Genomic DNA, 15,234 nt, shown 5'->3' on the forward strand with positions numbered 1-15,234 from the left:
CAGGAACAAGATCAGCACGCACTCCGGACACCCTGCCGACCAAGATCGTCGAGCACAAGACCCGCAGCGCAACTCATTCTGAAACGATCAGTTAGTCCCTAGCCCCCGGCCCGGCCGCGTACGGCCGTCCGCTGGAGCAGCCCCCACGTGAACTCGGCGACGACCTCATGGCGTACGCCGTCCCCGTCGGGGGCCGTGAAGGCGAGCCCCCACCGGGTGGGCGCCGTGCCCTCCAGCGGGCGGGCCGGGGCGAAGGCGCGGGCGGCCTCGTCCACCGTGCAGGACCACGGGGCGAGGTCGTCCAGGGTGCGCAGGTCCGGGGCCGGGGCGCCCGGCGCCCGTACCAGCCACTCGTTCCAGACCGCGCCGTCGGGCGAGACCAGCACCTCGAAGCGCAGGTCGGGCCAGAGCGGGAGCGCCCACTGCCAGGACTCGCAGTCGACGTCGCCGAGGCGGCGCGGCACGACGGCCTGCGGTGCGCCGAGGACCGAGCGGTAGCGGCCGGCGGCCGACCGGGACCTGGGCGAGCGGACCATGGCCTGCCAGCGCTTGTTCGTCTCCCTCATGTCCGCGAGCGACGCGCCCAGCCGGTGCCGGGCGTCCTCGACCAGGTCCGGGTTGTGGTCGGCCATACGGCGCAGCAGTACCAGCTGGAAGTCGAGTCGCATGGCATCCATGGTGCGTCACTCGCGCGCGGCGACACCCTCGGTGGCGCGGGCCCGTACCGCCTCGATGTCGGCGGGACGGCGCAGCGCCCGGGAGATCGCGCCGATGTCCCGGAGCGGGTTCCCGGGAGCTGTGCCCGTGCCCGAGTCCATGTGTATGTGCGCCGCGTCCAGGTACGTGTCTGCCGCGTCCATGTGGGTGTCCGCCGCGGGCGCCTGCCCGGCTCGCTCAACCCGCTCAACCCGCTCAGTCCGCTCAGCCCAGTCAGTCCGGTCCGCCCGCTCAACCCGGTTCGTCGGCTCCGGAAGTTCACCCCTTCGCTCGATCGCCGCCAGGACACTCACCGCTCCCGCCAGCGCCCGCGCCCGCTCGGGGCCGTGGCCGAGGGTGCGGGCGGCGTCGTGGGCGCGGCGGTTCAGGTCCGGGTCGATGTGGCGGGTGAGCGGGAGCAGCAGGTCCCGGATGAAGGTCTCACGTCGGGTGAGGCGCAGTTCCGGGCCGGCGAGCGGCGCGTGCGGTACCGGGGCCGCCTCGCCGCTCGCGGTGCGCAGCAGGTCGTACAGGGGCCGCAGTTCGCGGTAGGTGCGCCGCACGTGCCAGCGTTCGTGGAGGTACTGGCCGGCGTGGGGCAGGATGAACCCGCCCGCGACCAGGAGCGCGGCCGTCGCGGAGAGCGGCGGGGCGAGGTCCGTGCTCAGCCAGTCCAGGTCGCCCCCGCACCAGCGTGCCGCGACGGCGACCAGCTTGGCCGCGATGAAGCCGAGGCTCAGCGCGTACCCGGCACCGAGCAGCCGCAGCCCCCACCGCAGCCACCCGTCCAGACCCTCGGTGCGCACCCAGTTCCGGATCAGCCCGGACGCGACGACACAGGCCACCGCGTGCGCGAGGAGGTACAGCAGGATCTCCTCGCGCATGAACGGCGTACCGGCGTAGTACGTGTCGAGGTCGTGCACCCGCTGCACCGGGACGTCGGCCAGGGCGAACAGCACCCACAGCGCGACGATCACCCCGGCGTACACCGACACCACCCGGCGCAGCGCACAGCGGGTGACCGGGGAACGGCCGGAGGGGCCGTTGCGCCAGGTGATGATCAGCAGCAGGCAGGAGCCGCTCATCGCGGTGATGAGCGAATAGCACCAGGGCGCAGCGATGTTGGGCACCCCGGTCACCCGGTTGACCCGGACGATCATGGACGGCGCGCAGAACACGAACACCGCGCAGGTGATCAGCAGCGTGCCGCCGGCCGCGCGCAGCAGCGGGTCACGCCACAGCCGGACGATGGTGGGCAGTTTGATCAGAAGGGCGAGGGCGAGGGCCGCGACCGGGACCCAGAAGGAGATGTAGAGCTGGCCGAGGAGGCGCGCGGGGGTGAGCGCCAGCGCGGTCACCGGGCGGCCCCGCCCCGTCCGCGGTAGCCGAGGAAGCGCTGCACGGGATCGGGCCCGGCGCCGGGAGCCCGCCCGCTCAGGTACGGATCAGTCGGATACGGCTCGGTCGGGCGCCGTTCGCTCAGGTACCGCTCGCTCAGGTACCGCTCGCTCAGGTACGGCCGGAGCAGTGTGGCGAGCCGGTGGCCGAAGTCGTCCGCCTCGGCCTCGTCGGCGGCCCGGGAGCCGTTGCGGGCCGCGACCGTCAGGGCGCCCTCGCGCCAGCCGGGCTCGTCGGCCAGGGCCCGCGCCGCCGCGTCGCCGGCCGGCGCGTGGTGGCGGTGTCCGGCGTGCAGATGCCACAACTCATGGCCCAGGATGACCAGTTGCTGCACGGCCTCCGCACGTTCCTCCACGATCACCAGGTCGAAGTCCTGGAACTCCACCCACAGCCCGGTGACCTCGATCTCGTCCGGGAACCGCTCGAACCGCAGCTCCACCGGCCGGCCGCCCCGCCGCGCGCTCATCTCCTCGCACAGCGCCCGGCACAACTCCCGTACACCGTTCGGCGGTTGCGGCCGGGCCCGGACGGCGGAGGCGAGGCCGGCGGCCAGCGAGCGCCGCGCCGGGCCCGGACGGGGGCGGCCCAGCCGTGCGGCCAGTCGTGCCGCCCACGCTCGCGCGCCGCCCGCGAATGCCATCGCTCCCCCTCCGCGCCGCCGCCGCACCGCTCGTCCGAGCGTACGCGGCGGGGTGTGTCCACGTCATGCGATCGGACGACTGTCGTTCAGAAGTGAACGACATGGACGAGATGAACGACATGGACGACATGGACGAGACGGAGATCAGCGGCCGGGCGAGGCCACCGGCGTCACCGGTACCCCTCCCGTCGCCCGGCCCAGCAGGGTCAGGCTCACCGCCCCCGGCCCGGACAGCGAGGTGAACTCCGAGAGGACCGCCAGCGCGAGGGTGTTGGTGCCCCGGGTGCGCAGGATGCCGTTCGGCAGGACGAACGTGTGCTGCGGGCCGACGTTGTTGATGTACTGGCCCATGTTCCAGCCGTTGAGGAAGATCTGCGCCCGGTAGGCCCGGTAGCGGTCGTCCTCCAGGGTCAGCCCGATCGAGGCGTCGACGTCCCCCGGCACGGACAGCCGGAACGTCGTCCGGTACCAGGTCACCCCCTGCCGCCGCTCGGCGCGCGGGAAGGTCACCGTCTCCCAGTGCCGGTCGGCGAAGCCGGGCAGGTGCCAGCCCTCCCGCTCGCCGTACAGGCCGCCGTTGTTCTGCGGCCCGCGCACCGGGTCCGGGGCGGCCTCGCCCTGGATCCGCCAGGTCACACGCGGCGCGGCCCCCTCAAAGGCGGCGGCTTTCCTGAGGACGGCGGAGGTCAGGCCGCGCGCCACCTTGTGCGTGTCCTGCGCCTTGCCGTCCTGGTCGTGCTGCATGCGCCGCACGAGCACGGACAGCACGTGCCGGCCGGGCCCGCGCAGGCGCTCGCGCACCGGGAAGACGGCGGTGGCGTCCCAACTGCCCTTGCGGATGGTGGTGTCCTTGTCCGGCACGGGCATCCGGTGGGTGCCCAGCGGCTCCCCGTCCAACCACGCCATCAGCAGTCCCTGCGTGCCGGTGCTGTAGGCGAGCGCGACCTCCTCGACGCCGGACGAGTCGCCGAACGTGCCCCGGTACCAGACGTCCCCGTAGTGGAAGCCGTAGTCGTCGGCGAACAGCACCGGCTGCCCGTCCGGGACCCGGGTGACGCTGTACGACGACGTCTTGTCCGCGACCTTCCAGGACCGGTCGTCGAAGTTCGGGCCCGCCTCCGGGTTCTCCGTACGCATCCGCCAGCCGGCCAGCGGGGGCAGCAGCACCTCCGGGACCGAGGGCAGCGACACGGTCGTCATCACGCTGCCGGACAGGGTGATCCGGGTCGGCAGCCGCCGCCCGTTCCACACCAGGCCCGTGATCCCGCGCGGACCCCACACCTCGATGGCGGTCTCGTCCGTGATGTCACCGCTCAGGTGCACCTCCGAGCCGCGCACCTCGGCGTGGCGCAGCAGTTGCGGGCCGTGGACCAGCAGGGTCCCGGACGGGGTGTCGTACGGGAACAACCGCACCGAGGTGGCGTCGTCCGCGAAGAGCAGCAGCAGCGGGACGTCGCTCTCGCCCTTCGTGACCAGCAGCCGGATCAGACCGCCGTGCCCGAGGGGCGCGTTGACGTGCAGCTCGTCGCCGGCGTACGCCCAGGCGGCCTCCGGGTCGAGACGCCGGACGGCCGGCTCCACGGGGCACTTCAGGACCAGGTCCGCCATGTCGTCGCGCCGTCCGGTGAACACGGCGATGTCCTGCCGCCCGGTGTTCAGGCACAGCATGGGCTGCGCGGTGGAGTACTTCAGCGTCCGCTTGCCGAGCGAGAGGCCGGTGGTCAGCATGCGGGCGTCGTGCGCGGGCACGGTGACCGGGAGCAGGCCGGCGTCCGTCGGCAGGCCGGTGGTGACCGGCTCCGCGCCGTCGTTGCGGGCCACGTACACATGGGCGCCGGTGTCCGGGTTGGTGAGGTGGTAGACCCTCAGGCCCTTCGCCTTCACCTCCGCCGCCCGGTCGAGGCGGGCGAAGTCCGGCACGCGCTGGAGCAGATGCCCGAGCTGGTGCATCGGGGCGATCTTCTCGGTGACGCCCCGGCCCTCGTCGATCGCGGCCCCGTAGTCGTACGACGTGTAGACGACCGGCGCGGGCAGCCAGCCCCACGAGGTCCCGCCGAAGGTCATGTACACGTTGTGCAGGGTGATGCCGTTGGCGAGGTTGGTGAGGTAGAAGCGGCGCTCGTAGGCGGCGTCCCGGGTGCGCCGCGACTCGGCGTACCCCTTGCCGTCGAACCAGGCCCCGCCCCACGGATCGAACCAGCCGCCCCCGAACTCCGGTACGAACCCGGGCGTGCGCGGCGACGCGGTCGCCCCGCCCGTCACGCCACCGTGCCCGAAGTGCCCCCAGTCCGGCGGGGCCTGGGACGGCGACGGATACCCGTCGAACCCGTACAGCCAGCCGCCGCTCTCGCCACCGGTGTCGAACGACCCCGGCACCCAGTACCCGTTCCTGCCCTTGTCGTTGTGGAAGAGAGGGACGTCGATCCCGTCTTCCCTGACCTTCTTGTACAGGTGGGACATGTACTCCCGCCCGGACGCGTCCTTCACGTGGGCGTCGTACTCGTTCTCGATCTGGTACAGCAGGACGGTGCCCTCGCCCCGCGTGAACAGATGCCGCCCGGCGATCCGGTTCACCTGGGTGAGCCACTCGTCCACGTACGACAGATACGTCGGGTCGGCGGTGCGCGCCGTCCCCTTCGTCGCCGTCAGCCACCCCGGGAAGCCGCCGCCGTCGACCTCGGCGTTGATGTACGGGCCCGGCCGCAGGATCACGTACAGCCCGGTCTCGGTCGCCGTGCGCAGGAACAGGTCGAGATCCCGCACCCCGGAGAAGTCGTACTGCCCCGGCGCGGGCGAATGATAGTTCCACGACACATAGATGCTCACGGCGTTGTACCCGTGCGCCCGCATCTTCTGCAGCACGTCGCGCCACAGGGAGGGGCTCGGCAGCCGGAAGGGATGCATCTCGCCGGACCACACGACCAGGCGCCGGCCGTCGACCAGCAGCGAGTACGAGTCGTAGCCGATGGTGTGCCGCTGCCCGTCGGCGCGCGGCGCGGCGGGCGCGGGACCGGTCGGCACACTGCGCGCCGCGTACGCCGAGGGCGCCCCGGGCCCGCCACTGCCACCCAGGGCGAACCCGAGCGCGGCCGAACCGGCCAGGGCACTGAAAGTACGTCTGCTGAGCGCCAAGGTGGATCCTCCCGGCGATCTTACGGGGGCGCGGTCCGGCCATTCTCCACGCTCACCCACCCCACGAAGCCCTCTGGGCCCCTCGCCACGGACGGATTCCCCGGTACGGACGCCACGTGGGCGCTCCGCTCAGCGCCGGGAGGCGTAGGCGAGGAAGTCGGTCCAGGTGGCGGGGGAGAGGACGAGGGCGGGTCCCCGGCGGTCCTTGGAGTCGCGGACGTGGATGGTGGCGGGGGTGTGGGCGACTTCGACGCAGTCACCGTCGCCGCTGCTGCTGTAGCTGCTCTTGAACCACGCCAGTCCAGTGGTGCTCATAAGTCCCCTCGCATCCGCTGCAGCAGGCTCCGGGAGTCATCCAGAGTGAGAGCCTCTGAACTCATCCTGGCATATCGCCGTTGGAGGATGCTGACCTCTTTCGCCTCGGCAACGAGCAGGCCGCCCCGCTGCCCTTCGCAGTAGGCGAACCACTTGTTCTCGGGCGTCTCCAGCAACTGGATCGGGCCTGCGAGTCCCGCGTGCGACTCCTGCACGGTCGGCATGACCTGGACCTCCACATTGCGCGACTCTGCGAGTTCCAGGACGTGATCGATGAGTTCACGCGTGACATCCCGTCCACCGGACCGACGCCGGAACAGGTGCTCCTCCAGGATGAAGCCGAACGCCGTGTTCGCCCGCTTGCGCAGCAACTGCTGGCGATCCGCGCGAGCTTCCCACCGCGCCTCGATCTGCTCGTCGTCCAGCGGCGGAAGCTGCTGGTCGAACAGTGTCCGTGCGTACGCCTCGGTCTGCAACAGCCCAGGAATCATCCGGCACTCGTACGTGTAGAGGGTGATCGCCGACTTCTCCAACTCGGCCCAGCGCCGGAACCAGGACGCCAACCCCGGCTGCCGCACCAGACAGGCCGCCGCCCTCCTCAGCGCCCCGGTGTTCCCCAAGGCGGCCTCCGAGGCCTCCACGAAATCCGCATCCGGCATCCGCCGCCCCAACTCCACGGACGCCACCGTGTGTTTGGAGTAGCCCACGAGCCGGCCGAACTCCTCCCTGCTCAACCCGTGATATTCGCGGAGCGCCTGCACCACCGCACCGAACGTCCGCATGCTGTCCGAGGACTCCGGCTCGCCCACCCGCCCGTCGACCATCGTGGTCACCTCCCGCGACCATGGTCACGGCCAGTCACGAGTACTGTCCAGATCGTCACCGCGTACGCTGACGCACCGTACGCGCGGCGCACCTGGTGAAGCCCCCTTCACGCCCCCCACATTGGGCACATGCTCACCCAACGCCTCAGTGCGACTCCCCGTGGCGCCCGCCTGGCCAGGCACCTGGCCCTCGCCCAGCTCGACGCCTGGGGCATCCCGCACGGCACCGACACGTCGGACGCCGTGGCGGTGATCGTCGCCGAGCTGGCCACCAACGCCGCGACCCACGGCCGCGTACCGGGCCGGGACTTCGAGTTACGGCTTTCTCTGCTGGCGGGAAGCGTGCGCATCGAGGTGACCGACACCCGCGCGGAACGACGACCGCCCGCCCCCGGGGACGTACGAGAGCCCCTGCCGCTCGCCGACGCGGGACGCGGGCTCGTACTGGTCGACGCCCTGGCCTCCCGCTGGGAGGTACTCGACCGCGACGCACCCGGCAAGACCGTCCGGGCCGAGGTCGACGTGCCGCCGTCACTGTTCGACCGCCAACGGCACACCCGGGCCTGGCTTCAGTCCGCCGGGCTGGAGCGCGGGCCGGCCGGTGTTCCGGGTGCCCGCTAGCCCGCCGCCTGCCCCATTCCCGCCGCGTCCGGCCAGCTCTGGGCGTTGGGCCAGCCGGTGGCAGGGGCCGGGGCCAGGCCGGTGGCCGGGGTGAAGGTGCCGGGGGCGGGAGCGGTCGGGGTGCCCGGGGCTGTCATGCCGCGTACCTGGGCGGCCGTGAGGCCTCCGCGGGCCGGGACGCCCGGCGGGGTCGGGGCGACCGCGAGGGGGGCGGGGGCCGGAGCGGGGGCAGGGGCCGGTGGGGCGGCAGGGGGGGTGGGGAACGGCGCGGGAGCCGGTGCGGGTGTGGGGAAGGGGGCCGGGACCGGTGCCGGGGTCGGGGGCTGCTGGACCGGGATCGCCATCGGTTGCTCCAGCGGCAGCGCCGCACGCTGCTGCATGCCGGTGGCCGCGGCAGGGAAGGCGGCCGCGGCCGGGGCGGGGCCCGGAGCCACGCCGGCCGCTGCGGCCTGTGCGGCGAGGCCCGGTATGCCGGCGGCCTGTGCGGCGAGGCCCGGTATGCCGGCGGCCTGTGCGGCGAGGCCATGTACGCCCGCGCCGTTGGTCGCGCCCACCAGTCGGTCCACGGCCGCCGTGCCCGAGCTGTAGCCGGTCCCGGTGTTCAGCTCGGGCACGGCGGCTTCCCTCCTGGTCCCGTAGAGCACCTGCTCCAGGCCGGACACCAGGCGACGCACGTCGACCTGGGGGCGCACCACGAGTCTCAGGAAGCGGCTGGACGAACCGATCTTGTTGCCGCACTCGCGGACCAGGATCCGGTGCTCGGTGAGCAGCCGGTCGCGGACCACGGTGCCTTCGGCGCCCACGGGCAGGCGGACGAAGAGGAAGTTGCCCTGGGAGGGATAGACCGTGAGGCCGGGCAGGGTGGAGAGGTGGCCGGCCATCTCCAGGCGGTCGCGCCGTATCCGCAGCAGGCTCTGCGCGTACTCCGGACCGTGCTCGCGCAGCATGAACACCACATGTTCGGCAAAGGAGTTGAGGTTCCACTTGGGAAGCGCCGAGCGGATCCGGCCCGCGATCGCCGGGTTCGCCACCAGGTAGCCGAAGCGGACGCCGTGCAGGCCGAAGTTCTTGCCGAGGCTGCGCAGCACCACCACGTTGGGGCGCAGCATCGCCTCCTGTACGACGCTCGGGTCGGCCTCCGCGTCGGCGAACTCGAGGAACGACTCGTCCACGACCACCAGGTCCAGGTCCGCCATCGCGTCCATGAACCGCACCACCGCCTGCTTGGCCACATGGCCGCCGTCGGGGTTGTTCGGGTTGCAGACGACGGCCACCCGGCTGCCGCGGGCGCGGATGAACTCCTCGTACCGGGCCAGGTCCAGCGTGAAGCCGTTCGCCTCCTGGAGCGGGAACATGTCGACCCGCTTGCCCGTCTCCATCGGCTGGTCGGTCCAGCGGCCGAAGGTGGGGACCGGGACCGCCAGGGACTCGCGGACCAGGAGGTGGTCGATCCAGGTGATCAGCTCCGTGGAGCCGTTGCCCATCGCCATGCACTGCGGCGGCAGTTGGAGCAGACCGGCCAGCTCGGCCGTGATGGTGTCGGCGCTGCTCGGGTAGTACGTGAGGATCTCGCGCAGCCGGACCGCCAGCTTCTCGAACATGGCCGGGGTCGGGAAGTACGGGTTGCACGGGATGCAGAAGTCCACCGGCCCCGACCCGTCGCTCTCCCGCGTCAGCGCCGCCATCGAAGGGCTGTGCGCCGCGGTGCCACGGAACAACGAGGTGACGTTGTCAGGCAAGGGAACCTCCGTCGAAGGGTGGCCCGTGCGGGGGAAGCACGGGCCGCCCATGAGTACGCGGGTGACGGAGTCGGTGTTCAACTCCCCGGACATGTGGGTGCCGATGAGCGCAGAGGTGACGGTTTCGGCAAGGGTTTCGAGAAGATTTGCCGTTTCCCACGAAACCTTCACAGCCCTGGCTAGGAAGGTGACCGTTGCGGAATCTAGTCTTCCCGCGTCATGGACTACTGCCACACGTGCCAACGGCACCTCAACGGCGCCCTGGCCTGCCCGGGCTGCGGTGCGTCGGCACAGACCCCCGCCGCGCCCGTACGAGCACCTCTCGTGCGCGGCTACGCGGGCAGGACGGCCGACCCCTACGCACAGACCGGGCAGGTGGGGCAGAGCGGCCAGGGGCAGGTCGGCCACGCCGGGCACCCCGGTGTTCCCGCGGCTCACGGCGGTCACGGCGGCATGCCGACGCCCCCGCCCGGCGCCCGCGTCCCCCGCCAGGGCGGCGCCCCCGAGGCGTACGAATCGGCGGGCGGCTACGGGCAGGCCCCCCGCGCATACGACGACCGCGCCGACGCATACGACGACCGCGCCGACGCGTACGACGCCCCCGCGGACGAGTACGGCGAAGAGCACGGCGCCGGGCACGGCGCCGAGCGCGGCGACGAGTACGGCGAAGATCGCGGCGACAGTTACGGCGACGAGCACGGCGACGAGCACGGCGACGAGTACGACGACGCGTACGCGGAGGACGACACCCCGGAGACCCGCCGCGCGTCCCGTTCCTCCGGCCGGCGCCAGGCAGCCCGCGGCGAAGGCAGCCGCCGGGACCGCAAGGCCGCCGCGCACCGGCGCCGCCGGCGCCGCACGGTGCTGATCACCGCGGGCCTGGTCCTCGCGGCGGGCGGTCTGACCTTCGCCGAGATCGGCACGGACGCGCCCTTCTCCTCCGGCGGCCCCGCGGCCTCCGACCAGGCGTCCACGGACGGCGGCGACGCCTCCGGCACCCCCGGCAGCCCGGCCGCCCCGGGCGGCACCGCGGGCGCCGCCACCGGCCAGAACGCCTCGGGCACGTCCGCGGACCTCTCGGCCTCCGCCTCCGCGTCCAAGGACCCCAAGCACACGGCCTCCGCGTCCCCGAGCGCCAAGGAGACGCCATCGGCCACGGCCGCCCCCCGGTCGTCGGCCACGGCCGCCCCGCCGCCCGCGCAGCCGAGCGCCACCCCGACCGGCGCCCCCACGACCTCGGCGCCCACGCCCCGGCCGTCGCCGACGAGGACGTGCAACCGGTTCCTGTGGTGGTGCACGTAGGCGTTCCCTCTTTCGAGTGGTGAAGTCAGCCGTCCGCACCTGCGCAACCTCCTCATGATCCTCACCTCCTCTCCCCGTATCCCCCCATGTCATCGGCCATCCGGGGTATCGGTGACACCAACGGGCCCTCACGGCTGTTGAGTCGAACAGGTACCTCTCGCCGTACTCGACCTCGGGGTCGCCCGAAACCCGAGTGGGCGTGGTGCCGAGGGGGGAGTGGCGAGCAGCGGCTCAGGCTGAGGAGAGCGATGACGCAGGAGATCACCGTGCACGGCACGGTCGCCGAGGGCTTCGAGGCGGTGCGCGAGGAGTTCGCGGCGTTCGTCGCCGGGGAACCCGACGACTACGAGGGACAGTTGTGCGCGTACGCCGACGGCCGCCGCGTCGTGGACCTGTGGGCGGGCGAGGGCGTCGACGGCGACAGCCTGTACGGCGTGTTCTCGTCCACCAAGGGCGCGGCCCACCTCGTCACCGCCCTGCTGGTGCAGGACGGCACGCTGGAACTGGACCGCAAAGTCACCTACTACTGGCCCGAGTTCGGCGTCGAGGGCAAGGCCGCGCTGACACTGCGCGAACTGCTCGCCCACCGGGCAGGCCTGGTCGGCACGGACGCCGGGTTCAGCGCGGCGGAACTGGCCGACGACCGCGCACTGGCCGAACGCCTCGCCGACCAGCGGCCGTTCTGGCGGCCCGGCGCCGCCTTCGGGTACCACGCCCTGGTGATCGGCGCGCTGACCGGCGAGATCGTCCGGCGCGCGACGGGCCGTACGATCCAGGAGCTGTACGAGGAGCGGGTCCGCGCCCCCTACGGCCTCGACCTCCACCTCGGCCTGCCCGCCTCCCGCGAGCCCCGCTTCCGCACCACCCTGCCGATGCTGCCGACCCCCGAGCAGCAGGCGCTGCTGGACGCGCAGCCGGCCGGTCCGCACACGCTCACCTCGATCGCCTACAACCGCCACGCCCCCGAGCCGACCGACCTGCAGTCCCTGCCGAACGAGCGCACCGTCCGCGCCAAGGGCCCCGCCTCGGTGGGCGGCATCGCCTCCGCGCGCGGCCTGGCCGGGATGTACGCGGCGATGATCAGCGAGGTCGACGAGAAGGCGCCGCTGCTGAAGGAGGACACGGTCGCGGAGTTCGGCCAGCCGCACTCGGTCGGCTACGACCTGGTGTCCCGCACCCACAAGTCCTTCGGCCTCGGCTTCCAGGCCACGTCCGACACCTGGCACCCCTTCCTCGGCGCCGGCACCATCGGCCACAGCGGCGCCTGCGGCTCCCAGGCCTTCGCCGACCCCCGCAGCGGCCTCTCCTACGCCTACACCCGCCGCCGCTTCACCTTCCCGGGAGGAGCGGCACCGGAAAACAACAGACTGGCCTCAGCAGTGCACCGCGCGGCCATCACGCCCTAGCGGCACCGCACCGGGCAGCGCAAACCCCCTGGGGGCGCGGGGAACTGCGCGAGAAACCCACGAGAACCCGCGCCCGAAACACGACAGCCGCACCCCCCCCAAAAAAAGGATGCGGCTGCCGATCGACGCCTCGCCCGAGCTCAGCGCAGCGTCACCGTGATGTTCCCCCGTGTCGCCTTCGAGTACGGGCACACCTGGTGCGCCTTCTCGAGCAGCTCCCGCGCGGCGGTGGCCTCGACGTTCGGAATGCTCGCCGAGATCTCGACGATGATCCCGAACCCGTCCTCGTTCTTGCCGATCCCGACCTTCGCGGTCACGGTCGACCCGGAGATGTCGGCGCCCTCCTGGCGGGCGACGACACCGAGCGCGCCCTGGAAACAGGCGCTGTACCCGGCGGCGAACAGCTGCTCCGGGTTCGTACCGGCGCCGCTGCCGCCCATCTCCTTGGGCGGGTTCACGACGACGTCGAGCTTGCCGTCGTCGGTGGCGACACGACCGTCGCGGCCGTTCTCGGCGGTGGCGACGGCGGTGTAGACGACGTCGGACTGCTGGATGGGCATGCGGTGCCTTCCTTCTCGGCCCGCCACGACTCGCGCCCGCGATCGACGGCGGATTTCGGAAAGAAACTACCGCATGCCGGAATCCAAACAGAAGCCCCGCCCGGTCGGAGCGCGAAGATCAAGGCTTGACGATCAGAACTTGGCGATCAGAGCCTGACGGTCAGAGCTTGACGATCAGAACTTGGCGATCAGAGCCTGACGGTCAGAGCTTGACGATCAGAGCTTGACGATCAGAGTCTGACGGTCAGAGCTTGACGATCATCTTTCCGACGTTGTCGCCGCGCAGCACCCCGAGGAACGCCTCAAGGTTGTTCTCGATGCCCTCCACGACCGTCTCGCGGTACTTCAGCGCACCCGAGGCCACCCACGGGCCGACCTTCTCCACGAACTCGGGCTGCAGGTCGAAGTGGTCGCTGACCAGGAAGCCCTCCATGCGGCCGCGGGTCTGGATCAGCCGGGCGAGGTTGTTCGGGCCGGGCGCGGGCTCGGTGGCGTTGTAGACGGAGATCATGCCGCAGATGGCGATCCGGCCGTTCAGGTTGAGCGCCCCGATGGCGGCCTGGAGGTGGTCCCCGCCGACGTTGTCGAAGTACACGTCGATGCCGTCGGGCGCGGCCACGCGCAGCTGCTCGCTCACCGGGCCCTCCTTGTAGTTGAACGCCGCGTCGAAGCCGTACTCGTCCAGCAGCAGCTTCACCTTCTCGTCCGACCCGGCCGAGCCGACGACCCGCGAGGCGCCCATCAGCTTGGCGAGCTGGCCGACCTGGCTGCCCACCGCGCCCGCGGCGCCGGAGACGAACACGGCGTCGCCCTCCTTGAAGGAGGCGGTGCGCAGCAGGCCGGCGTAGGCGGTCAGACCGGTCATGCCGAGGACGCCGAGGTACGTCGACAGGGGCGCGGCCTCGGGGTCGACCTTGACGCCCTGCCGCGCGTCGATGACCGCGTACTCGCGCCAGCCGGAGAAGTGCAGGACGTGGTCGCCGACCGCGAAGCCCTCGGCGTCGGAGGCGACGACCTCGCCGACCGCGCCGCCCTGCATGACCTCGCCCACCTCGTAGGGAGCGGCGTACGACTTCGCGGCACTCATCCGGCCCCGCATGTACGGGTCCACGGAGAGGTACTCGTTGCGTACCAGGATCTGGCCCTCGCCGGGGGCCGGGACCTCGGTCTCGACCAGGGCGAAGTCCTCGGGCTTCGGCCAGCCGACCGGACGGCTCAGCAGGTGCCACTCGCGGTTGATCATCTTGGTGCCCCTTCAAATTACTTCAGTACCTGAAAGAATGGTGCGTCTGAATATTTCAGGTGTCAAGTAAATGGGGTACTCTGAAGACATGGCCACACCGCAGAGCACCCGACCGGACGAACTGACCGTGGAGGTCGTCGAGCTGATCGGCGAGGTGGTGGGCCGCTACCACGCGGACTACGAGGAGGCCGCCGCCGGACACACGCTGACCGGCGCCCAGGCCAAGCTGCTCAGCCTGCTCGCCCTCGACCCGCTGCCCATGCGCAAGCTGGCCCAGAAGCTGAAGTGCGAGCCGTCCAACGTGACCGGCATCGTGGACCGCCTCGAATCCCGCGGCCTGGTCGAGCGTCACCCCGACCCCGCCGACCGCCGCGTGAAGATGGCCGTCGCCACCGAAGCGGGCCTGCGCGTGGTCCGCGCACTCCGCGAGGACCTGCGCTTCGCCCGCGCCCCCCTGGCCGGCCTCTCCGACGAGGAACGCCGCTCCCTGCGCGACCTGCTGCGCCGCATGCTGGACGCGTAACGCCCGCTCAGCGCCCCAGCAGTTGCAGCAGCTGCTGGGTGGCCCCGAACCCGGCCCCCGCCGTCAGCAGGAACTGCTGGATCCGCCCCACGGCCTCGTCGGTCGTGATCCGCCCGCCGCCGGCCAGCGCGGTGTCCAGGTTGTCGGCGTGGCTCAGGGCGTTGACGGACACGTCCTGGGGTGCCCGAGCGGCCTCCTCGCGCAGGAGCCGCACCAGCCGCTCCAGGGAGACCTCCTCGGAGACCTCCTCCCGCCGGGTGTGTCTGTGCTCGACCGAGTTCCACGCCCGGCTGTTGACGTTGGCGATGTTGTGCCCGTCGTGGTTCGTCTGCTCGACGTGGACCTGGGGGCCGGTCTCTCTGCGTCCCGCGTTGGCCATGTTCTCCCTCACACCGGCGTCGGTGGCCCGGTAACGGTAGGGGCTGATGGGGTGGGTGGCCGTCACCTCCTGCTGGGCGAACCCCAGGGCTTCCAGCCGGCCCATGACGTCGTACACGTCCGCCCTGTTCCAGGACCGCTCCTGGAAGTAGCCGGTCATGTCGACGAACTGCCACGGCACACTTCCGCTCAGGCCGCACAGGCGGTCGAGCGCTTCGAGAGCGAGCCGGTTCGTCTGGTCCTGCGGTGTCGACCGCGGCGGCAGAGAGGCCACGAACCCCTGCTCCCTGCGGTCCCGTTCCTCCGCGGTCCGCCGCCTGCCCGAGGCGATCACCAACGCGGCGAGCGGAATCCCGGCGACCACCAGGAACGGCAGGAGTGTGACGACGTTCACGGAAGTGGCCTCCCCGCTGGCACTCCGAGACACAAGGGGCAAGAGCGTAGGGCCGCGGCCGGG

Annotated in this window: 14 protein-coding genes; 4 read left to right on the forward strand and 10 right to left on the reverse strand. The window is 71.8% G+C overall.

Annotation, left to right across the window (positions count from 1 at the left end):
• Positions 1-98: 98 nt before the first annotated feature.
• The 6 genes from ACGFYV_RS26305 to ACGFYV_RS26330 form a co-directional block, all read right to left on the reverse strand.
• Positions 99-668 carry a hypothetical protein gene (locus ACGFYV_RS26305; protein WP_393880932.1) on the reverse strand — a complete coding sequence of 190 codons (570 nt, stop codon included), beginning with the start codon at positions 666-668 and terminating at the stop codon, positions 99-101.
• Between the two features lie 15 nt (positions 669-683).
• Positions 684-2,054 (reverse strand): MAB_1171c family putative transporter, encoded by a 1,371-nt coding sequence (locus tag ACGFYV_RS26310; protein WP_393880933.1) that lies wholly within the window; start codon positions 2,052-2,054, stop codon positions 684-686.
• Positions 2,051-2,734, reverse strand: coding sequence for a toxin-antitoxin system, toxin component family protein (locus tag ACGFYV_RS26315; protein WP_393880934.1), 684 nt, complete (start codon positions 2,732-2,734; stop codon positions 2,051-2,053). Before ACGFYV_RS26315 ends, ACGFYV_RS26310 begins: the two co-directional genes overlap by 4 nt.
• 144 nt (positions 2,735-2,878) lie before the next feature.
• Entirely contained in the window at positions 2,879-5,866 is a 2,988-nt protein-coding gene (locus tag ACGFYV_RS26320) for a beta-galactosidase (protein WP_393880935.1), read from the reverse strand.
• Between the two features lie 129 nt (positions 5,867-5,995).
• Positions 5,996-6,181: a DUF397 domain-containing protein gene (locus ACGFYV_RS26325; RefSeq protein ID WP_393880936.1), complete on the reverse strand. Its 186-nt coding sequence runs from the start codon at positions 6,179-6,181 to the stop codon at positions 5,996-5,998.
• The gene (locus ACGFYV_RS26330) at positions 6,178-7,005 is read right to left on the reverse strand and encodes a helix-turn-helix domain-containing protein (protein WP_393881034.1); all 828 of its coding nucleotides are present in this window, start codon (positions 7,003-7,005) and stop codon (positions 6,178-6,180) included. The genes ACGFYV_RS26325 and ACGFYV_RS26330 overlap by 4 nt, the downstream gene beginning before the upstream one ends.
• A 129-nt stretch (positions 7,006-7,134) precedes the next feature.
• On the opposite strand from ACGFYV_RS26330, the gene ACGFYV_RS26335 reads away from it, so the two are divergent.
• Positions 7,135-7,626 carry an ATP-binding protein gene (locus ACGFYV_RS26335; protein WP_393880937.1) on the forward strand — a complete coding sequence of 164 codons (492 nt, stop codon included), beginning with the start codon at positions 7,135-7,137 and terminating at the stop codon, positions 7,624-7,626.
• Here ACGFYV_RS26335 and ACGFYV_RS26340 read toward each other — a convergent pair.
• Positions 7,623-9,365: a pyridoxal phosphate-dependent aminotransferase gene (locus tag ACGFYV_RS26340; RefSeq protein ID WP_393880938.1), complete on the reverse strand. Its 1,743-nt coding sequence runs from the start codon at positions 9,363-9,365 to the stop codon at positions 7,623-7,625. The two genes, ACGFYV_RS26335 and ACGFYV_RS26340, sit on opposite strands and share 4 nt — an antisense overlap.
• A gap of 219 nt (positions 9,366-9,584) precedes the next feature.
• Between ACGFYV_RS26340 and ACGFYV_RS26345 the strand changes: the two genes are divergently transcribed.
• On the forward strand, positions 9,585-10,667 hold the full coding sequence (locus ACGFYV_RS26345) for a hypothetical protein (RefSeq protein WP_393880939.1): 1,083 nt from the start codon (positions 9,585-9,587) through the stop codon (positions 10,665-10,667).
• A gap of 248 nt (positions 10,668-10,915) precedes the next feature.
• Positions 10,916-12,073, forward strand: coding sequence for a serine hydrolase domain-containing protein (locus tag ACGFYV_RS26350; RefSeq protein WP_393880940.1), 1,158 nt, complete (start codon positions 10,916-10,918; stop codon positions 12,071-12,073).
• 140 nt (positions 12,074-12,213) lie between these two features.
• Here the strand turns inward: ACGFYV_RS26350 and ACGFYV_RS26355 are convergent, their stop codons facing one another.
• Both ACGFYV_RS26355 and ACGFYV_RS26360 read right to left on the reverse strand, forming a co-directional pair.
• Positions 12,214-12,633 carry an organic hydroperoxide resistance protein gene (locus ACGFYV_RS26355; protein ID WP_393880941.1) on the reverse strand — a complete coding sequence of 140 codons (420 nt, stop codon included), beginning with the start codon at positions 12,631-12,633 and terminating at the stop codon, positions 12,214-12,216.
• A 244-nt stretch (positions 12,634-12,877) separates the two neighbouring features.
• Entirely contained in the window at positions 12,878-13,876 is a 999-nt protein-coding gene (locus ACGFYV_RS26360) for an NADP-dependent oxidoreductase (protein ID WP_393880942.1), read from the reverse strand.
• A gap of 88 nt (positions 13,877-13,964) precedes the next feature.
• Between ACGFYV_RS26360 and ACGFYV_RS26365 the strand changes: the two genes are divergently transcribed.
• Positions 13,965-14,399, forward strand: a complete 435-nt coding sequence (locus ACGFYV_RS26365; protein WP_393880943.1) for a MarR family winged helix-turn-helix transcriptional regulator — start codon at positions 13,965-13,967, stop codon at positions 14,397-14,399.
• A gap of 7 nt (positions 14,400-14,406) precedes the next feature.
• On the opposite strand, the gene ACGFYV_RS26370 is transcribed toward ACGFYV_RS26365, so the two are convergent.
• The gene (locus ACGFYV_RS26370; RefSeq protein WP_393880944.1) at positions 14,407-15,171 is read right to left on the reverse strand and encodes a hypothetical protein; all 765 of its coding nucleotides are present in this window, start codon (positions 15,169-15,171) and stop codon (positions 14,407-14,409) included.
• Between the last annotated feature and the right edge of the window lie 63 nt (positions 15,172-15,234).

It is taken from the genome of Streptomyces sp. NPDC048297 (assembly GCF_043201585.1).
Taxonomy (GTDB): Bacteria; Actinomycetota; Actinomycetes; order Streptomycetales; family Streptomycetaceae; genus Streptomyces.